The 16,561-nt window shown below is 70.6% G+C and carries 16 protein-coding genes; 7 read left to right on the top strand and 9 right to left on the bottom strand.

Annotated features, from left to right (window positions below; all coding sequences use genetic code 11):
* The 3 genes from WDU93_RS12870 to WDU93_RS12860 form a co-directional block, all read right to left on the bottom strand.
* Complete coding sequence (locus tag WDU93_RS12870; protein WP_337321269.1) at positions 1-1,791, bottom strand: type IV secretory system conjugative DNA transfer family protein; 1,791 nt, start codon at positions 1,789-1,791, stop codon at positions 1-3.
* On the bottom strand, positions 1,788-2,306 hold the full coding sequence (locus WDU93_RS12865; protein WP_337321267.1) for a hypothetical protein: 519 nt from the start codon (positions 2,304-2,306) through the stop codon (positions 1,788-1,790). Before WDU93_RS12865 ends, WDU93_RS12870 begins: the two co-directional genes overlap by 4 nt.
* 65 nt (positions 2,307-2,371) lie before the next feature.
* Positions 2,372-3,010, bottom strand: coding sequence for a hypothetical protein (locus WDU93_RS12860; protein WP_337321265.1), 639 nt, complete (start codon positions 3,008-3,010; stop codon positions 2,372-2,374).
* A 294-nt stretch (positions 3,011-3,304) separates the two neighbouring features.
* Here WDU93_RS12860 and trxB point away from each other — a divergent pair, with 294 nt between their 5' ends.
* From trxB to WDU93_RS12835, 5 genes are read left to right on the top strand one after another with little or no spacing between them, the layout of a single operon-like run.
* Positions 3,305-4,273 carry a thioredoxin-disulfide reductase gene (gene trxB, locus WDU93_RS12855; RefSeq protein ID WP_337321263.1) on the top strand — a complete coding sequence of 323 codons (969 nt, stop codon included), beginning with the start codon at positions 3,305-3,307 and terminating at the stop codon, positions 4,271-4,273.
* Positions 4,270-4,596 carry a thioredoxin gene (trxA, locus tag WDU93_RS12850; RefSeq protein ID WP_293782258.1) on the top strand — a complete coding sequence of 109 codons (327 nt, stop codon included), beginning with the start codon at positions 4,270-4,272 and terminating at the stop codon, positions 4,594-4,596. Before trxB ends, trxA begins: the two co-directional genes overlap by 4 nt.
* The gene (gene arsB, locus WDU93_RS12845; RefSeq protein WP_293782260.1) at positions 4,593-5,702 is read left to right on the top strand and encodes an ACR3 family arsenite efflux transporter; all 1,110 of its coding nucleotides are present in this window, start codon (positions 4,593-4,595) and stop codon (positions 5,700-5,702) included. The genes trxA and arsB overlap by 4 nt, the downstream gene beginning before the upstream one ends.
* Positions 5,699-6,700 carry a metalloregulator ArsR/SmtB family transcription factor gene (locus tag WDU93_RS12840; RefSeq protein WP_337321258.1) on the top strand — a complete coding sequence of 334 codons (1,002 nt, stop codon included), beginning with the start codon at positions 5,699-5,701 and terminating at the stop codon, positions 6,698-6,700. Before arsB ends, WDU93_RS12840 begins: the two co-directional genes overlap by 4 nt.
* Positions 6,701-6,720: 20 nt before the next feature.
* On the top strand, positions 6,721-7,137 hold the full coding sequence (locus WDU93_RS12835) for an arsenate reductase ArsC (protein ID WP_293782264.1): 417 nt from the start codon (positions 6,721-6,723) through the stop codon (positions 7,135-7,137).
* A gap of 63 nt (positions 7,138-7,200) precedes the next feature.
* Here WDU93_RS12835 and WDU93_RS12830 read toward each other — a convergent pair whose 3' ends face one another.
* Entirely contained in the window at positions 7,201-7,506 is a 306-nt protein-coding gene (locus WDU93_RS12830) for a hypothetical protein (RefSeq protein WP_293782266.1), read from the bottom strand.
* A 98-nt stretch (positions 7,507-7,604) separates the two neighbouring features.
* Between WDU93_RS12830 and cmtR the strand changes: the two genes are divergently transcribed.
* Positions 7,605-7,979 carry a Cd(II)/Pb(II)-sensing metalloregulatory transcriptional regulator CmtR gene (cmtR, locus tag WDU93_RS12825; protein ID WP_293782268.1) on the top strand — a complete coding sequence of 125 codons (375 nt, stop codon included), beginning with the start codon at positions 7,605-7,607 and terminating at the stop codon, positions 7,977-7,979.
* Entirely contained in the window at positions 7,976-9,946 is a 1,971-nt protein-coding gene (locus WDU93_RS12820) for a heavy metal translocating P-type ATPase (RefSeq protein WP_337321253.1), read from the top strand. The genes cmtR and WDU93_RS12820 overlap by 4 nt, the downstream gene beginning before the upstream one ends.
* Positions 9,947-10,118: 172 nt before the next feature.
* On the opposite strand, the gene WDU93_RS12815 is transcribed toward WDU93_RS12820, so the two are convergent.
* The 5 genes from WDU93_RS12815 to WDU93_RS12795 all read right to left on the bottom strand — a co-directional run.
* Positions 10,119-11,588: an ATP-binding protein gene (locus WDU93_RS12815; RefSeq protein ID WP_337321251.1), complete on the bottom strand. Its 1,470-nt coding sequence runs from the start codon at positions 11,586-11,588 to the stop codon at positions 10,119-10,121.
* A complete protein-coding gene (locus tag WDU93_RS12810) occupies positions 11,585-12,439 on the bottom strand; it encodes a hypothetical protein (RefSeq protein ID WP_337321249.1) in 855 nt (284 codons plus the stop codon). Before WDU93_RS12810 ends, WDU93_RS12815 begins: the two co-directional genes overlap by 4 nt.
* 25 nt (positions 12,440-12,464) lie before the next feature.
* Positions 12,465-13,790: a hypothetical protein gene (locus WDU93_RS12805; protein WP_337321248.1), complete on the bottom strand. Its 1,326-nt coding sequence runs from the start codon at positions 13,788-13,790 to the stop codon at positions 12,465-12,467.
* Positions 13,791-13,894: 104 nt separating this feature from the next.
* Entirely contained in the window at positions 13,895-15,373 is a 1,479-nt protein-coding gene (locus WDU93_RS12800) for an SCO6880 family protein (RefSeq protein WP_293787417.1), read from the bottom strand.
* 6 nt (positions 15,374-15,379) lie between these two features.
* Positions 15,380-16,561 (bottom strand): conjugal transfer protein TrbL (locus WDU93_RS12795; RefSeq protein ID WP_337321244.1); only part of this gene is annotated, 1,182 nt, incomplete at its 5' end.

The following is a 16,561-nucleotide window of genomic DNA, read 5'->3' as shown; positions in this document are numbered from 1 at the left end:
TCAGCGGCGTGGGTCGCCGCGCTGGAGCAGGCTCTCGATCTCGGCCCGGTCGGTTGTGAGCTGGGTGGCGTCGGGTCGGTCGGGCCAGGCGCGCAGGTCGGTGACGATGGGCGGGGCGGCGCGCAGCAGGGTGACGGCGGTGCCGAACGCGAGGGTGCGGATGCGGTCGGGCGGGAAGATCGCGACTCGACGGACGGAGCGCTGATTGCTCCTCGTGCCGTGGTCGCCGAGGGTGATGCTGTCGGTGTATTCGTCGCGTTCGCCGATGAGGGTGGAGAGGTCGTGGAGGTCTTTGGAGCTGGACGCGCCGCCGAGGATGATCTTCACGATGGAGGCATCCCAGATCGCATTGGCCTGGTTCTCGTTCCAGCGGTCGCGGGCTTGGGCGAGGGATTGCAGGACGGGCAGGCAGGTGATGCCGGTGCCGCCGCCTTCTGCCATCAGCACCGGCAGCGAGGGCAGTGGTGCGAGGTTGGCGATCTCATCGAGGGCGAGCAACATCGGCGGGTCGAGGCGGGCGCCGGGTGAGCGGGCGGCGAGGCGGCGGGCGGTCTCCACGAGGTCTTCCACCAACGCCGCCACGAGCGCCGCGCTGGCGCCGGCTCCGGCGCCGGTGGCGAGGAGGAACAGAGTGCCACGTTCGCGGATGAAGGTTTCGGGGTCGAAGTCCTCACCGGGGCCGGGGCTGACGGCATCGAGCACCCGAGGGTCTGCCAGTGCGCCGAGTGCGAGGGAGACGCCTTGCCAGATGGAGTCGCGGGTTCTGGGGTCGGCGTCGATCATCGATTCCAGCGAGTCCGCCCACCCGGTCGCCGCGGTCGGGCTGTTGGTGAGGATCGCGACCGCCTCCGCGGCGGCGGAGGGGTCGAGCGTCCATCGGAACAGCTCTTCGGGGGTGCGGTGGTCGAGGGCGGCGGCGTGCAGTAGCGCTTGGAGCGCGGTTCGGGTTTTGCCTTCCCAGAACCCGCCGGACTCGACCCCGCCCGCACTCAGGCCGGTGGCGGAGGCGAGGCCGGTGGCGCGGATCATCGCCGTCAGCGGGTCGGCGCAGCCGCGGATGGGTGACCAGCGCATTCCCGCCGGCACGCCCTCGGCTAGATGTTGCGGGTCGAACACCGCGACTGGGCCGATGCGCTTGCGGGCACGCAGGGTCGCGGTGAGGTTGTCGGGGCGGGTGCTGGTCGCGATGACCGCGCCGGGGGCGTCCAGGATCGCGGGGATGACCACGTGCAGGCCTTTGCCGGAGCGGGGTGGGCCGATGAGCAGGATCGAGTCCTCCACTGATGCCCAGACCTCGCGGCCCCGACTGGTGCCCAGCCGGTAGCCCGCGTCGGCCGGGGTGGGGCGCTCGACGGAGGGGCGCAGGTTCCCGGCCCGGCGCAGCAGCGCTTTCGCCGACGCCATGGTCGTGATCTCGTGGCCGGTTGCGATCCCGGCGGTGGTGTGCGGATCGGTCGCCTGCTTCCGGGAGTGGCGGCGCAGCCGGACCCACACCCAGCCGCCGCCGGCGGCCAGGGCGGTGAGCATCACGACCGCGACGGCCCAGTATGCGAACGGGTGGAGCCCTGGCGCGTCGAGTGCGTCGGCGGGGTTGCCGGGGCGGAACAGCATCCCGACCCCGGCGGCAGGCCCCGCGTCCGGTTGCGGGATGCCGGTGAGGAATGCGGCCACGCTGCCGGCGGCGCGCAGGATCAGCGCGAGGCCGAACAGGGCGACCAGTCCGATCATCGCGGCGTTGGTGAGCTCGTCGCCGAAGCTGCCGGTCTGCCGGCCCGGCGGGGTGGTGCTCATGGCAGGCTCCGGGTCACGACGGTGCCGGAGATGCGCCCGACCAGCACCACCCCGTCAGCGCCAGTGGCTTGTTTCGGGTCGAGGAGGGCGCGGGCGGTGCCGTGCGGGGTGGCGTCGGTGTGGGAGACGATCAGGCAGCAGGCCACGTCCTCCCCGGGCACGAACCCCTCCCCGGTGACCTCGACCAGCACCGGCGCAGCCGGCTTCTCCCGCTTCCGTTTCGGCGCCGACTCGGTAGCGGTCTTGCGGGGCGGGCGTGCTGGGAGGAGTTCGGTGAAGCTGGTGCCGTCGGCCTCGTGCACCTCGACCCGCACCGGCACCCTCCGGTCCTCACTGGCGTGGTCGATGACCTGCGGGAACGACCCCCGCACCCACGCCGGCACCCCCTCGGGCGGCGGATGCGGGGCGCCGTCGATGGTCACGGCCATCGACCCATCGGTGTGGATGTCGAGGATCACGGTGCGCAGCTGCACCGGCACAGGCTCGGATGCGGGCGGGGTGGTGTGTCGTCTCATGCCGCCCAGGTGCACCCGCACCGCCCCGAGGCTGCCGCGGGATCATGCGGCGCGTTGGCTGCTGTTCAGAGGGAGAGCCCGGACGAGCGGCCTGGTGCATCTCGGCCGGGGCGCTCGGTGGGAAACGGCGCGATAGGGCGGTGCGTGCCCGATCTGCGCGGGCGTGCCGGGCGGACTCGGGGGTCCTCGTTCAGCCGGTGCTTCAGCGCCTGTTGCTGCTCGTTGCCTGGGGCGTGTTCGATGACCGGGGCCTGTTCGATGCGCTCCTGGTGCTGGTCTTGCTGCGGCGTCATGGTGACGGGGTTCTCGGTGCGGTAGGCCTCGATGACCAGCCGCCGGTAGGTGTCCTGGTAGGCGGCGATTCCGGAGCGTAGCGCCTGTTCGATGTGGGTCACCATGCGCTCGGTCTCTGAGACCGGCTTGCCGAGGGCTTTCGCTACGCCGGCGGTGCTGATGGGACGGCGGCGGTTGCCGGTGAAACGGCCGATCCGCGCCTGCAGCCCTTCTGGGCCGGCGCGGAACTCGATGACCTTGTTGCGGCCGACGAGCAGCCCGAACTGCGCTTGATCCCGGCCGAACGACGGCTCGGCGAACACCGCGTCCGGCACGGCCTCATACTTGTCAACGCCGGCCTCGAACGCGGACAGGGCATCGAGGAACGGTGAACCACCGCTGCCATCACTGAACTCACTCTGATCGGACACGACGCCCTCCTCGTTCTGTTCCGTTGCGTCGTACCCCGGGCGGGGTACGAGACGCAGGTGCGCTCTCCGTCACCGTTTCGAGGACGATGCCGACCCCTGTTCGCGTGATGGCGCCGGTCGACGGCCTCTGCGAACACAGGCTTGCAAACCGCATCTGCGCAAGTCAGGGGCCAGGATCACTGAACGTGCGGGTGTGCACTCCATCGCCCTCCCGCGGTTGAACAGTGGGTGAACACTCGCCCGGATGAGGCCTTGCGACTTGCAAGCTGTATCGATAGACGTCAATATAGAGGCATGTCGATGCAGGAGTTGGTGATTGTCGGGTCCGGCCCGGCGGGGTACACGGCCGCGATCTACGCGGCGCGGGCAGGGCTGACGCCGGTCGTGGTGGCGGGATCGGTGACGGCCGGTGGGGCGTTGATGACGACGACGGAGGTGGAGAACTTCCCCGGCTTCATCGATGGCGTGCAGGGTCCGGAGCTGATGGCGTCGATGCGCGCCCAGGCGGAGCGGTTCGGTGCGCGCATCCTGATGGATGACGCGATACGGCTGGATCTCACAGGCCCCGTGAAGGCCGTCGAGACCGGCAGCGGTGAGACGTTCCAGGCGAACGCGGTGATCCTGACGATGGGCTCCGCTTACCGCAAGCTCGGCCTCCCCGAAGAGGAGCGCCTGTCGGGCCACGGGGTCTCGTGGTGCGCGACCTGTGACGGGTTCTTCTTTCGTCAGCAGGAGATCGCTGTGGTCGGCGGTGGGGATTCCGCGATGGAGGAGGCCCGGTTCCTGACGCGGTTCGCGTCGAAGGTCACGCTCGTGCACCGTCGCGATGAGTTCCGGGCGTCGAAGATCATGGCCGAGCGGGTGCTGGCCGATCCGAAGATCGAGATCGCCTGGAATAGCGAGGTGGCCCAGGTCCTCGGCGACGACCGTGTGACGGGGCTGCGGCTGCGGGACACGGTCACTGGTGCCGAGCGCTCCCTGGATGTGACCGGGGTGTTCGTCGCGATCGGGCATGACCCGCGCTCCGAGCTCATCACCGGGCAGGTCGACATTGATCCGGACGGGTATGTGCGGGTCGCGCACCCGTCGACGGCCACGAACCTGCCGGGCGTGTTCGCGGCCGGTGATCTGGTCGATCACACGTACCGGCAGGCGATCACGGCCGCGGGCACCGGGTGCGCCGCAGCGCAGGACGCCCAGCACTACCTCTCCCATCTCGCCCCCGCCGCCCAGCCGGCTCCCGTCCTGGAGGTCTCCGCATGAACCCCGTCACCCATGTCACCGACGCGACGTTCCAGAGCGAGGTGATCGAGTCCGAGCTGCCGGTCGTGGTCGATATCTGGGCGGCCTGGTGCGGGCCGTGCAAGGCGATCGCCCCGATCCTCGACCAACTCAGTGAGGAGTACGCGGGACGGGCGAAGATCGTGAAGATCGACGCCGATGCGAATCCGGAGGCCGTGACCGCGGCCGGGGTCACCTCGATCCCGACGCTCGGGTTCTATCGGGCCGGGGAACGGGTGGACGTGCTGATCGGCGCGCACCCGAAGCCCGTGATCGCCGCGAAGATCGAGGAGCTGCTCGCATGACCCAGACGAACACTGCCCCTGTCATGGCGGCCCCGAAGCGGCTGTCCACGCTGGACAAGTGGCTGCCGGCGTGGATCGGGCTCGCGATGGTCGCGGGCCTGCTGCTGGGTCGTTTCGTTCCCGCGCTCTCCGACGCGCTGTCCGCGATGGAGGTCGGCGGGATCTCCGTGCCGATCGGCCTCGGCCTGCTGGTGATGATGTATCCGGTGCTCGCGAAGGTCCGCTACGACAAGGTCGCGGCTGTCACCGGCGACAAGCGCCTGCTCGTCTCCTCGTTGCTGCTGAATTGGATCGCGGGCCCCGCGGTCATGTTCGCCCTCGCCTGGGTGTTCCTGCCCGACCTGCCCGAGTACCGCACCGGGCTCATCGTCGTGGGCTTGGCCCGGTGCATCGCGATGGTCGTGATCTGGAACGACCTCGCCTGCGGCGACCGCGAGGCGACCGCGGTGCTCGTCACGGTCAACTCCGTGTTCCAGGTCGTGATGTTCTCGGTGTTGGGATGGTTCTACCTCACCGTGCTGCCCGGCTGGCTCGGCTTGGATACCCAGGGGCTGGAGATCTCGGTGTGGCAGATCGCGCTGAACGTGCTCGTGTTCCTCGGCGTCCCGCTCATCGCCGGGTTCGCGTCCCGCTGGATCGGTGAGAAGCGCCGAGGCCGGGAATGGTACGAGGAGACGTTCCTGCCCCGGGTGGGGCCGTGGGCGTTGTACGGGTTGCTGTTCACGATTGTGCTGCTGTTCGCGCTGCAGGGTGAGGCGGTCACCCAGAACCCGCTCGACGTCGCCCGGATCGCGCTGCCGCTGCTGGTGTACTTCGGCCTCATGTGGTTCGCCGGCCTCCTGCTCGGCAAGGGGCTGGGCCTTGGGTATGCGCGGTCGACGACGCTGGCGTTCACGGCGGCGGGCAATAACTTCGAGCTCGCGATCGCGGTCGCGATCGGTACCTTCGGTGCCGCCTCCGGTCAGGCGCTCGCAGGTGTCGTCGGCCCGCTGATCGAGGTGCCCGTGCTCGTCGGCCTCGTCTACGTCTCCCTCTGGGCCGCGCGCGCCTGGTTCCACACCGACCCCTACGCGACGGAAGCCGTCACCGAATCGAGGACGTCATGACCGATACGACCGTCATCCCCGACGTCGAGGCGTGCGCACCGTCCTCGACGCACGCGATCGGACAGGATGCCGCCGCGACCGTGGCCGGCGCACTCAAGTCGCTCGCCGACCCGCTCAGGTTGCGGATGTTGTCCGCGATCGCCACCGACCCGCGGGGCGAGTCGTGCGTGTGCGACCTCGCTGAGCTTGCCGAGGTGTCCCAGCCGACCGTTTCCCACCACCTCAAGGTGCTCAAGGAGACGGGGATGCTGCTGTCGGAACGGCGCGGCACATGGGTCTGGTACCGGATCGCCCCGGCCCGGCAGCGCGCCGTCGCCGCCCTCCTGGACGCGTTCGCGCCGGCCGCGGTTGCCGACGAGCCGGAGCAGACCGAGGACCGTGCTGAGGCGCTGCGTGACATGGACACACGCGTCACCCGTCTCGCCGAGGAACTCGCCGACGAGCTCACCGGCCTGAACCGGGACCTCGTGATCGCGATCGTGCGGGAGTCCTACGCGGGTCTGGTCCGCTCGGCGAAGCTGACCCGGCACCTGATCCCGCTCACCGAGCGGTTCGCCCGGCAACGCCTGGCCGATCTCACCCGGAACTGGGAAGCCGGGGTGCCGCAGGTGCTGTTCGTATGCGTGCAGAACGCCGGCCGCTCCCAGCTCGCCGCCGCCCTCGTCAACCAGCTCGCCGGCGGCACCGTCATCGCACGCTCAGCCGGGTCGACCCCCGCGGCCGACGTGCACCCACACGTGCGGTCTCTACTGACCGAGATCGAGGGCGAGCACGACGCGGAGACGGCGTTCCCGAAGCCGCTCACCGACGACGCCGTCCGCGCCGCCGACGTCGTGATCACGATGGGGTGCGGCGACGTGTGCCCGATCATCCCGGGCGTCCGCTACGAGGACTGGGCCGTGGGCGACCCGGCCCTCGCCTCCCCGGAAGGGGTCGCGGCGATCCGCGACGACATCGAAACCCGCGTCCGCGCACTCCTCACCACCCTCACTCACTGAACGAAAGAAGCGAACCGAACATGACCGATCAGAAGCCCTCCGTGCTGTTCGTCTGCGTCCACAACGCCGGCCGCTCCCAGATGGCCGCGGGCTACCTCCGCCACCTCGCCGCAGGCCGGGTCGAGGTGCGCTCGGCCGGGTCGATGCCCGCCGACCAGATCAACCCGGTCGCCGTCGAGGCCATGGCTGAGGAGGGCATCGACATCACCGCCGAGCAGCCCAAGATCCTCACCACCGAGGCCGTGCAGGACTCCGACGTCGTGATCACCATGGGCTGCGGCGACGCGTGCCCGTTCTTCCCCGGCAAACGCTACGAGGACTGGAAGCTCGACGACCCCGCCGGGCAAGGCATCGACGCCGTGCGTCCGATCCGCGACGACATCAAGACCCGCATCCAGACCCTGATCGACAGCCTGCTCACCCCAGCGGCACCGTAATCCGGCGGGCGCGGGCATGACCGCAGGCTTCGGACTCGGGCCGTTGGCGGGGAAGACCGAGGGCTATGTCTGCGCGTCCGTGCGGGCACCGATCGCGTGGACGATCTGCATCCGGCTCGGGTATCCGGCCGTGCCGGTCTCGGTGCGATAGATACGGCAGGCGAGATTCCCGGTCGGCACGGTCCCGGGGATCACATCCGCGCCGTCGATGAGCACGGTCGGCGACCCGGCGAACGCGATCGCCGCAGCGTCCGCGGGTGATGTCACGCGGCGCTCGATGACCGGGATCGCCGAAAGTCCGAGCGATGCCAGGGCGGCTTCTGCCTCTGCGAGGGCCAGCCGGGAGTTCGGGCAGTCCTCGATGCTCAAAACTTCTATCCGCACAGCGTTCCTTTCGCCCGAGTTCACACTCCCCACTATAGGTACATCAATTGCTGACTGGTCAGCAATTGATGTATGGTCAGTGCATGCTGACTCTTGCTTCTCGTGTGGATGTGATGAACCGTCTCGGGCGGGCGATGGCCGATCCCACCCGGTCTCGTATCCTGCTGTCGCTGCTCGTCGCGCCGGGGTATCCGGCGAAGCTTGCCCGGGAGCTGGAGCTGTCCCGCACGAACGTGTCGAACCATCTGGCGTGTCTGCGCGGGTGCGGGATCGTGGTCGCCGAGCCCGAGGGGCGGCAGACGCGGTACGAGATCGCCGACCCGCATCTCGCGGCGGCGTTGACGGCTCTGGTGGATGTGACGCTCGCGGTGGACGAGCAGGTGCCGTGCATCGACCCGGAGTGTTCGGTGCCCGGCTGCTGCGGCACGGCCGCCGACGCCGACGAGGATGCCTCGTGAGCGACGACTGCTGCGCCCCCGACGTCGCCCCTGCTGCCTCTGTCGGGGATGAGAGGGATGAGCCGTCGCGGTCATGGTGGCGGGATCCGGGAATCCTGATCCCGATCCTCTCCGGTCTCGCGTTCCTCACCGGCCTGATCCTGGAATGGTCTGGGCAGGACACGGTGGCGCTGGGGGTGTTCTGGGCGGGTCTGCTGTTGGGCGCATACACCTTCATGCCCGGCGCGATCCGTGCTCTGGTGACACGCCGGAAGATCGGGATCGCGCTGCTGATGACGATCAGCGCGATCGGTGCGGTGGTCCTCGGCTACGTCGAGGAAGCCGCCGCTCTCGCCTTCCTGTACTCGATCGCCGAAGCCTTGGAAGACAAGGCGATGGATCGTGCCCGCAGCGGCCTGCGCGCCCTGTTGAAGCTTGTGCCCGACACGGCGACCATCCGCCGGAACGATGCGACGGTGGAGATTCCCGCCGCCGAGCTCACTGTCGGGATGGTCCTCGTCGTCAAGCCCGGTGAGCGGGTCGCGACCGACGGGATCGTCCTGTCGGGCCGGTCGAGTCTGGATACCTCGGCGATCACCGGCGAGTCGATCCCCGTCGAGGTCGCTCCCGGCGATGCGGTGTCCGCCGGGGCGATCAACACCGCCGGCGCGCTCGACGTGCGCACCACCGCAGGCGGGGCAGACAACTCGCTGACCACGATCGTCGAACTCGTCGAGCAGGCCCAGGCGGAGAAGGGTGAACGGGCGCGCCTGGCCGACCGCATCGCGAAACCTCTCGTCCCGGGCGTCATCATCCTCGCCGTCCTCGTCGGCGTCCTCGGATCTCTCCTGGGCGACCCGGAGACGTGGATCACCCGCGCCCTGGTCGTCCTGGTCGCAGCCAGCCCGTGCGCGCTGGCGATCGCGGTGCCCGTCACCGTGGTGTCCGCGATCGGCGCAGCGAGCCGGTTCGGTGTCGTCATCAAGAGCGGGGCCGCGTTCGAGCGCCTCGGCACAATCCGCCACCTCGCCGTCGACAAGACCGGCACCCTCACCCGCAACCAGCCTACCGTCACCGCTGTCGTCACCGCCCCCGACGTGGATACGAGCGACGCCGAGGTGCTCCGTGTCGCGGCCGCGATCGAGCAGCACTCCACCCACCCGCTGGCGACCGCGATCACCACGGCCGCATCCGAGATCCCTGCCGCGGCCGATGTGGCCGAGGAGGCCGGGCACGGCATCTCCGGAACCATCCACGGCCGCCGGGTCACCGTGGGCAGCCCCCGCTGGATCGCCCCCGGTCCGCTCGCCGCCGATGTCGCGGCGATGGAGGCCGCCGGGCAGACCTGCGTCCTCGTCGCCCGCGACGACATGCTGATCGGCGCGATCGGGGTGCGCGACGAGCTCCGTCCCGAAGTCCCCGACGTCGTCCACACGCTCACCGGGCAGGGGGTGGCCGTGTCGATGCTCACCGGCGACAACACCCGCACCGCCCACGCCCTCGCCAGCCAGGCCGGGATCACCGACGTGCACGCCGAGCTCCGCCCCGAGGACAAAGCCCGCCTCGTCGCAGCATTCGCGACGGAGCGGCCGACGGCGATGATCGGCGACGGCATCAACGACGCCCCCGCCCTGGCCGGCGCGACCGTCGGGATCGCGATGGGCGCCACCGGCTCCGATGCCGCGATCGAGTCTGCCGACATCGCGTTCACCGGCCACGACCTGCGCCTCATCCCACAAGCCCTGCAGCACGCGAAACGCGGACGGGCGATCATCAACCAGAACATCGTCCTGTCCCTCGCGATCATCGTCGTGCTGCTCCCGCTCGCGATCACCGGCACGCTGGGCCTTGCCGCCGTCGTCCTCGTCCACGAAGTCGCCGAGGTCATCGTGATCGGCAACGGCCTCCGCGCCGCCCGTACACGCCGCACTGCGCTCCCGGACACAACACACACCCCGGACCCGGTCGCCGCGACAGCCAGCAGGTAACTCGCAGCGAGCCGAGAAGGCCCACGCCCCGAACGCATCGCGCCTGGGCGCGGTCCCTCGCCCCGCATCGGACCGTCTTGTTCCGCGAACCTGAACCACGAGATAGCCTGAACGGGCATCGAGTACTCAAGTTTCCGCCAAAACCTTCATTACTTCGACGAACTTTTAAACTTCAGCTCATGCGGGCGGTGGTGTCGAAGAGGTCGTATTCGTCCGGGTGGAGCTGGTGTTGGACGACGAAGGAGCGGTCCTTGATCCGCCACAGTCCTTGTCCGGTGCCGAGGGTGGGGAGCAGTTCGCGTTCGGTGCCGGTCAGGCCGAGGGTCTTGGCGGTGGTGCCGAGCTGGTCGGATTCCTGCCGGTAGATGATCCGCGATTCGGCGTTCGCGAGCAACGAGTTCGCCAGTGATCGCATGGCGGAGCCTTGGTCGCCGACGTTTTCGAGGTCGGTGAGTTTGTGGAAGATGAGCATGTTGCTGATGCCGTAGGCGCGGGCGAGGCGCCAGTGCGCGTCCATCCGCTTCAAGAGCGCGGGTTCGCTCATGAGGCGCCAGGCTTCGTCGTAGATGCACCAGCGCTGTCCGCCGTTCGGGTCCAGCAGCGCCGATTCCATCCACGCACTGGAGCAGGTCATCAAGACGCTGACGAGGGTGGAGTTCTCGGTGACGCGGGACAGGTCGAGCGACACCATCGGCAGGGTCGGGTCGAACACTTCGGTGGAGGGGCCGTCGAACAGGCCGGAGAGGTCGCCGGCGACGAGGCGTCTGAGTGCGTGGCCGACGAGGCGGCCGTCTTCGGTGAGGCGCCCGTCGGGGTCGTGGGAGGGGTGCAGGAGGTGGTCGACGATCATCGGCAGGATCGGCACCTGGTTCTCGGTGACGGTCTCGGTCAGGGCGGTGTCGATCGCGGTGTGCTCTAGCGGCGTCATCGACCGGGCCAGCACGGTCTCGGTCAGCGCGCCCACCAGGTCGCGGCGGCGGGAGGCGACCGTGGTCGCCCATTCGGCATCCGACAGCCCAGAAGGCCGGTACCCCTCATCGAGGGGGTTGAGCCGGGTGGGCAGGCCGTGGCCGAGTTGGATCGCGCGGCCGCCGACGGCGCGGGCGATGGCGGTGTGCTCGCCTTTCGGGTCTCCGGGCACGTAGACCCGCCGTCCGAACGGCAGCGACCGGGTGTACAGGGACTTGGCGAGGGAGGATTTGCCGGAGCCGACGATGCCGGCGAGCACCACGTTCGGTGCGGTGATGATCCCGGCCTGGTACAGCACCCACGGGTCGTACACGAACGATGCGCCGGAGTAGAGGTCTTGGCCGACGAACACGCCGTGGGAGCCGAGGCCGCCTTCGGCGAGGAACGGGTACTGCGCCGCGAGCGTCGCCGAGGTGTCCTGGTGGCGCGGCAGCCGGAACCGGCCCGGCGACCGCAGCGCTGCCGGTCCGGGCTCGCCGGCGGCGGGCAGGTAGCGGGTGGCGCGGCGTTCGGCACGCTCGGCCTCGGCTTTCGCTTTCGCGGCGGCGACCTCCTGGCGGCGTTGTTCGGCTTGCAGGCGGGCGGCGGCCTGGCGGCGCTGCTTACGCAACCGGCGCCGCTCCGCCGCCGGCGCGACCAGTACCGCGGTGTGCAGGCGCTCCTTCTCGCTCACAGCCGAGGCCCCCGCCCGCGAACGGCACCCCCGCCGGTGGCGGGTGGGTCGAACCAGGAGCCCCGGGGTGCCGGGGGCTTGGCGTGCCGCGCCGGCGCCTGCTGACGCTGCGAGCGTCGTGTCGGCGGCTCAGGCGGCGCCGGCTCAGCCGCCGCAGCCGCTGCCGTCGCGGGCGAGGTCGTCGGTATGGCGGGCGGTGGCGGGGCCATGTGTCGGTCTTGGGCGTCGAGGATGTCGGGGCTGGGCAGGTCGTCGAGGAGCCGGTACATGGCGATGTGGCCACGGCCGGGGTCGGCGACGATCGTGTAGGCGTCGAAGGACACGGCCTTGTCGCCCGGCTCGAGCGGCAGCTGCTCCTGCGTGGTGTCCTGGTCGATGGCGCGGTCGTCGGTGTCGACGCCCTGATCCCATTGCGAGAGGAACACCACGGTCGCCTGCGGGCCATCTCGATCCAGCAGGTCGAGGGCGTGGGCGGCGTCGGCGCCGTGCAGGTCCGCGACGGGCACCCATTCGCGGGTGGGCACCGTGGGGATGCTCGTCATCTGTTCGGCGGCGCTCATCGCACCAGCGAGGTGGGTGTGGGCTGCTTCCAGGGCGTTGCCGGCCTGGTGGAGCTCATCGCCGGTGCGGCGGGCGGCCACGCGCAGCCTGCCCGGGTGGCGCAGGCCGGCGTGGTCGGTGGCGAGCTGGTCGAGCACCTGCCGCATCGCGGTCGCCGCCTCGCGCAGCTGCATCATGAGCGGGCCGGTTCCGGGATCGGTGGTCGCGAACGGGCCGGCACCGGCGAGCTCGCGCAGGTTCCGGGCCGCTTCGGACGCGTACCCGGCGGGATAGTAGTTGGTCGTGGGCATCAGCAGCCTCCCTCAGCTTCCGGTGTCAGCGGCCGAGGCCGCGGTCGTGTTTGACGGCGCTCACGCCGGGATGGGCGAACCAGGACCCGGCCGACTCCGCCCGCTTCGCCCGCGCCGCCGGGGCGCTCTTCTTGGCCCCGCCCCGCGGGCCGCTCTCGGCCGTGGTGTTCTTCGGCGCGGGCGCGGCCGGTGGAGCGCCGGGTGAAGAGTAGGAACGGAGCAGCTCCGGCCCCCGCCGCGCCGGCGCCGCCGGTGCCGGTGCCGCTGGTGCTGGGGTGTCGGGTGTGTGGCGCAGCAGGGAGACGGTGCCGGCGGCGGGGTTGAGGAGCATCCGGTACGGGCCGGAGGCGAGGACACGGTCATCGGGGGTGGCCGGGAGGGTGTCGTAGACCTCGCCGCGGGTGATGGCCTCCGTGGTGCTCTGCTCGCCGCGGTCCCAGGAGGCCAGATGGTCGATCGCGTCCACGTGCCCGAGTTCGGCCAGGATGCCCGTCACACGCTCGGTGCCGGTGCGCCCGAACGAGGCCACCCGCACCCACCGACCCTCCCCACCCTCAGCGACCGCCGGCTCAGCCGCCGCCGTTGTCGGGGCGACGGGTGCGGGGGCGGGTGTTTCGGCGTCGAGGCGGTCTTCGGGTGGGATCGGATGCCTGCGGTAGAGGCCGACGTGCCCCAGGTCGTGGTTGTAGGTCAGCGCGTAGACGCTCGCGGTGGCCTCCTTGTCCAGCGCCCCGGTCGGGACGGTGTCGTAGACGTAGCCGTTCTCCATCGCCGCGTTGGTGGTCTCCTCGCCGACATCCCAACCGGCCAGGTACTCGATCGCCGCCTCCGGCCCGTCGCGGTCGATCAGCCACAGCACCGAGTCCGCCTCGTCGCCCTGCAGGAACACGACGCTGACCCACCGCGACTCGGCGCCGGCCGCCTCGCTCCCGACAGCCCCGGCATCCACCGCCTCCGCGTCGATGGCATCGGCGTCGACAGGGTCGGTGTCGATGGTGGTGGGTGTGGGGTGCCAGGCGATCCGCCCGGCCGTCTGGGAGGCGGCGTTCAGGCGTTCTTCGACCGTGTCCAGGGCGGTGGCGGCGTCGAAGAGCTGCTCGGCGGCCCGATGCGCGTCGCGGATGCCCGCGGCCTGGCTCCCGGCGTCATCGAAGGCGCGGCCCTCGTGCCGGTTGTGTCGCTGCGCGATCTGCTCGATGGACTGCTGCAAAGACCGCACCCCGCCCAGCAGGTCGCCGATCACGCCGTAGGCGTCCTCGGGGTGGGCGAAGTCGCGGCTGGCGTGCGCCAGGCCCCGCAATGCTTGCGAGGCCTCCTCGGCGTCGGCGACAGGATCGTAGAACGTGGGCATGACAAGCCTCCCGGACGGTGGATGGATGATCGGTTACGTGTCAGGTGCGCGACCTGCGACCCCACGGCGCATCAGAGGTGACGGGGGTCGGCGGTGGTGAGGGGTCAGAGGTGGCGGGCCAGGGGCAGGGCGGCGGCGGTGAACGCCTGCGCCTGCTGGCCGACCAGGCGGCGGGTCTCGCAGGAGGCTTGGATCGCGGCCTGCTCGATCGCTGAGACCGCCGCGTCCAGCTCCTCGATGCCGGGGGCGGAGACGGCGATGAGTCCGGTCACGCGCAGCACCCCGTGCCCGGCGGTCAGGTCGGCTTCCTGTTGGAGCACGTCGTCGTATTCTGCGGTCTGGGCGGCGTCCTCGATCTGCCCGATCTTGCGCCGTTGTGCGGCGTCACTGATGTGTTCGACTTTTTTCTTGCGGATGTCGCGGGCGGCCTGGTCGGTGCGCATCGGCGTATACAGCAGCGACAGCGCCCGCCCGATCCCACTGGAGAGCACCACGGGGGCGAGGAACCCCGGATACACCATCGACCGCGGCCACTCGCTGATCCACAGCACCGCGTGATGGGCCGAGTCGGTGCGCAGGTTCGTCCAGGTCTCGGTCACCGCCACCGGCCCCGCCGTCGCCAAGGATTGCCCGAGCTCGCCGTGCCGTTCCAAAGTGGCGGCGACGGCAGGGTCGTACGCCGAGCGGAGGGTGACGGCGACTTGGCCGGGGGTGAGCCAGCCGGTCGGGGTGAGGTCGGCGGCGCGCAGCGCGGCGGTGAGGGTGCTCATCTCCTGGCGCAGCACGGCGGCGGCGCCGCGCAGGCTCCCGCCGGCGGTGCGGATCTGCCGGGCCGCGGCCCGCATGTCCAGGCTCAGGCTGATGGTGGTGGCGTGGCGTTCCCCGGCCGGGCCGGCCCGGTCGATGAGCTCTTGGTAGGTGGTCGCCGCCCACGTGTCCGCGTCGGGGGTGCCGTGCGCGGCCCACCACTCGGCCAGGCCGGTGCCGGAGTCGGGCAGGGTGCGCTCCAGCACCTGGAGGGTCGCGATCCGGCCCGACCGGCACACGGTCGCCAGCACCCGCCCCCAGGAGGTGACCCGGCGGTGCTGCTCGGCCGGGTCCAGGAGCACGAACGCCGGATGCCGCACCTCGCACACCACCGTCAGCGTGCCCTGATGGGGGTCGTGGATCATCCCCGCCCCGGTCTCGGGGTCGACATGCTCACGCAGCCGCGCCATGTCGCCCGGCAGCGCGAGCGTGCCCGCCGGTCGGGGCTTCACGATCCGCCGCCGATACAGCAGCTGCCCGCCGGTGCTGCGCCACAGCCACCAGCCGGCCACCGGGACCCATTCCACGGCCGGGCGGCCGGCGATGGGCATCCAGGTCAGCACCGCCGAGACCGCCCAGACGGGGGCGGTGTAGGCGATGAGCCTGCCGCCGCCGGCGTAGAACGCCCCCACCAGCGCGAGCACCCCGATGCCGAGGGTCACCAGCTGGGAGGCGGACAGGCCGAGCAGGATGCCGCGGCGGGTCAGCCGGGAGAACTTCACCGGCACCAACTCCGCACCCGTGTTCGTGGTGTCGTTGTTGTGTTTCGTGCTCACGACGGGTCACTCCTTCCCGCCCGAGGGCGGCCGCGTGTCGTTCCCGGAGGGAGGGTTCGGGCCGGACGGGGCGTTCGGTCGCGGGTTCTGGTGCGGCGGCGCCTGCGACCCCTTCCCACCCCCGCCGTCGTTGCTGTTGTGGGTGTTCTGGTTCGCGCCGTCGGCCGCGGTCTCGGCCTGCGAGCCTGCGGCCTTGCCGGCCTCGGGGCCGGCGGTGGCGGCCTTCTTCGCGACCTCCGCGCCGATGACCACCGCCGCGGCCGGCCCTGCCGCAGCCCCAGCACCAGCCGCCCCACCACCAGCACCCGCACCCGCGCCAGCACCGGCACCTGCGCCGGCCCCGGCAGGTGGTGCGCTGCCGCCCGGGGGTGGCGGGTTCCCACCCCCTCCACCGCCTCCGGGCGGGTTCCCACCTCCTCCGCCGCCGGGCGGGTTCCCGCCGCCGTTGTCGTCGAGGACTTTCTTCGGCCCGTCGCCTTGCGGTTTCGACGGGACCGGGACGGGGCGGTTCATGGCGTTCTTGGCTTCTTGTTCGGCGCCCATCGAGTTGTAGAGGTCGAAGCCGAGGAACGCGATGACCCGGTAGACCATGTAGGGGGCGAACGCGGCGATCGCGAGCATCACGATCCCGGTGATCGGCTCGGTCACCGCGGTCAGGTCCGCCTCGATCGGGGTCGCCATCTGCGTGATCGCGACCAGGAACACCACCACCAGCACCAGCTTGGAGACGATCAGGGCGAGCACGAACGCGGCCCACTTCCCGATCCACCCCCGGGAGGCATCCCACGCCGCCCCGGCGAACGCCAAGGGCGCGAGCACGATCGCGATCAACAACAGCGCTTTGCGGATCAACAGGGAGAACCAGACGATCGCGGTCGCGGCGACCATCAGCCCGCCGAGGAAGATCGTGATGATCGCCCCGACCCCGGGCGCGGAGAGGTTCAGACCGGCCAGGCCCGCGGAGAGCAGGATGATCTTGTCGCCCATCGTGGCGGTGGTCTCCCCGGCGGCCTGGATGATCCCGATGGTGAGCTGGTCGGTGATCTCCAACGCCAACGCCGCCAACGTGATCACCACAAACGACCCGAGCACCGCTTTCCCGGCGCCGAGCGCGGCACGAGACAGGGCGGTGGGGTCGCGGCGGATCAGGCCGAGGATGAGCTGGAAGCAGAAGAAGATCAGCACGAT

Source organism: Microbacterium istanbulense, from assembly GCF_037204145.1.
GTDB classification, from domain to species: domain Bacteria; phylum Actinomycetota; class Actinomycetes; order Actinomycetales; family Microbacteriaceae; genus Microbacterium; species Microbacterium istanbulense.
This window is presented reverse-complemented; position numbering and strand designations above follow the sequence as displayed.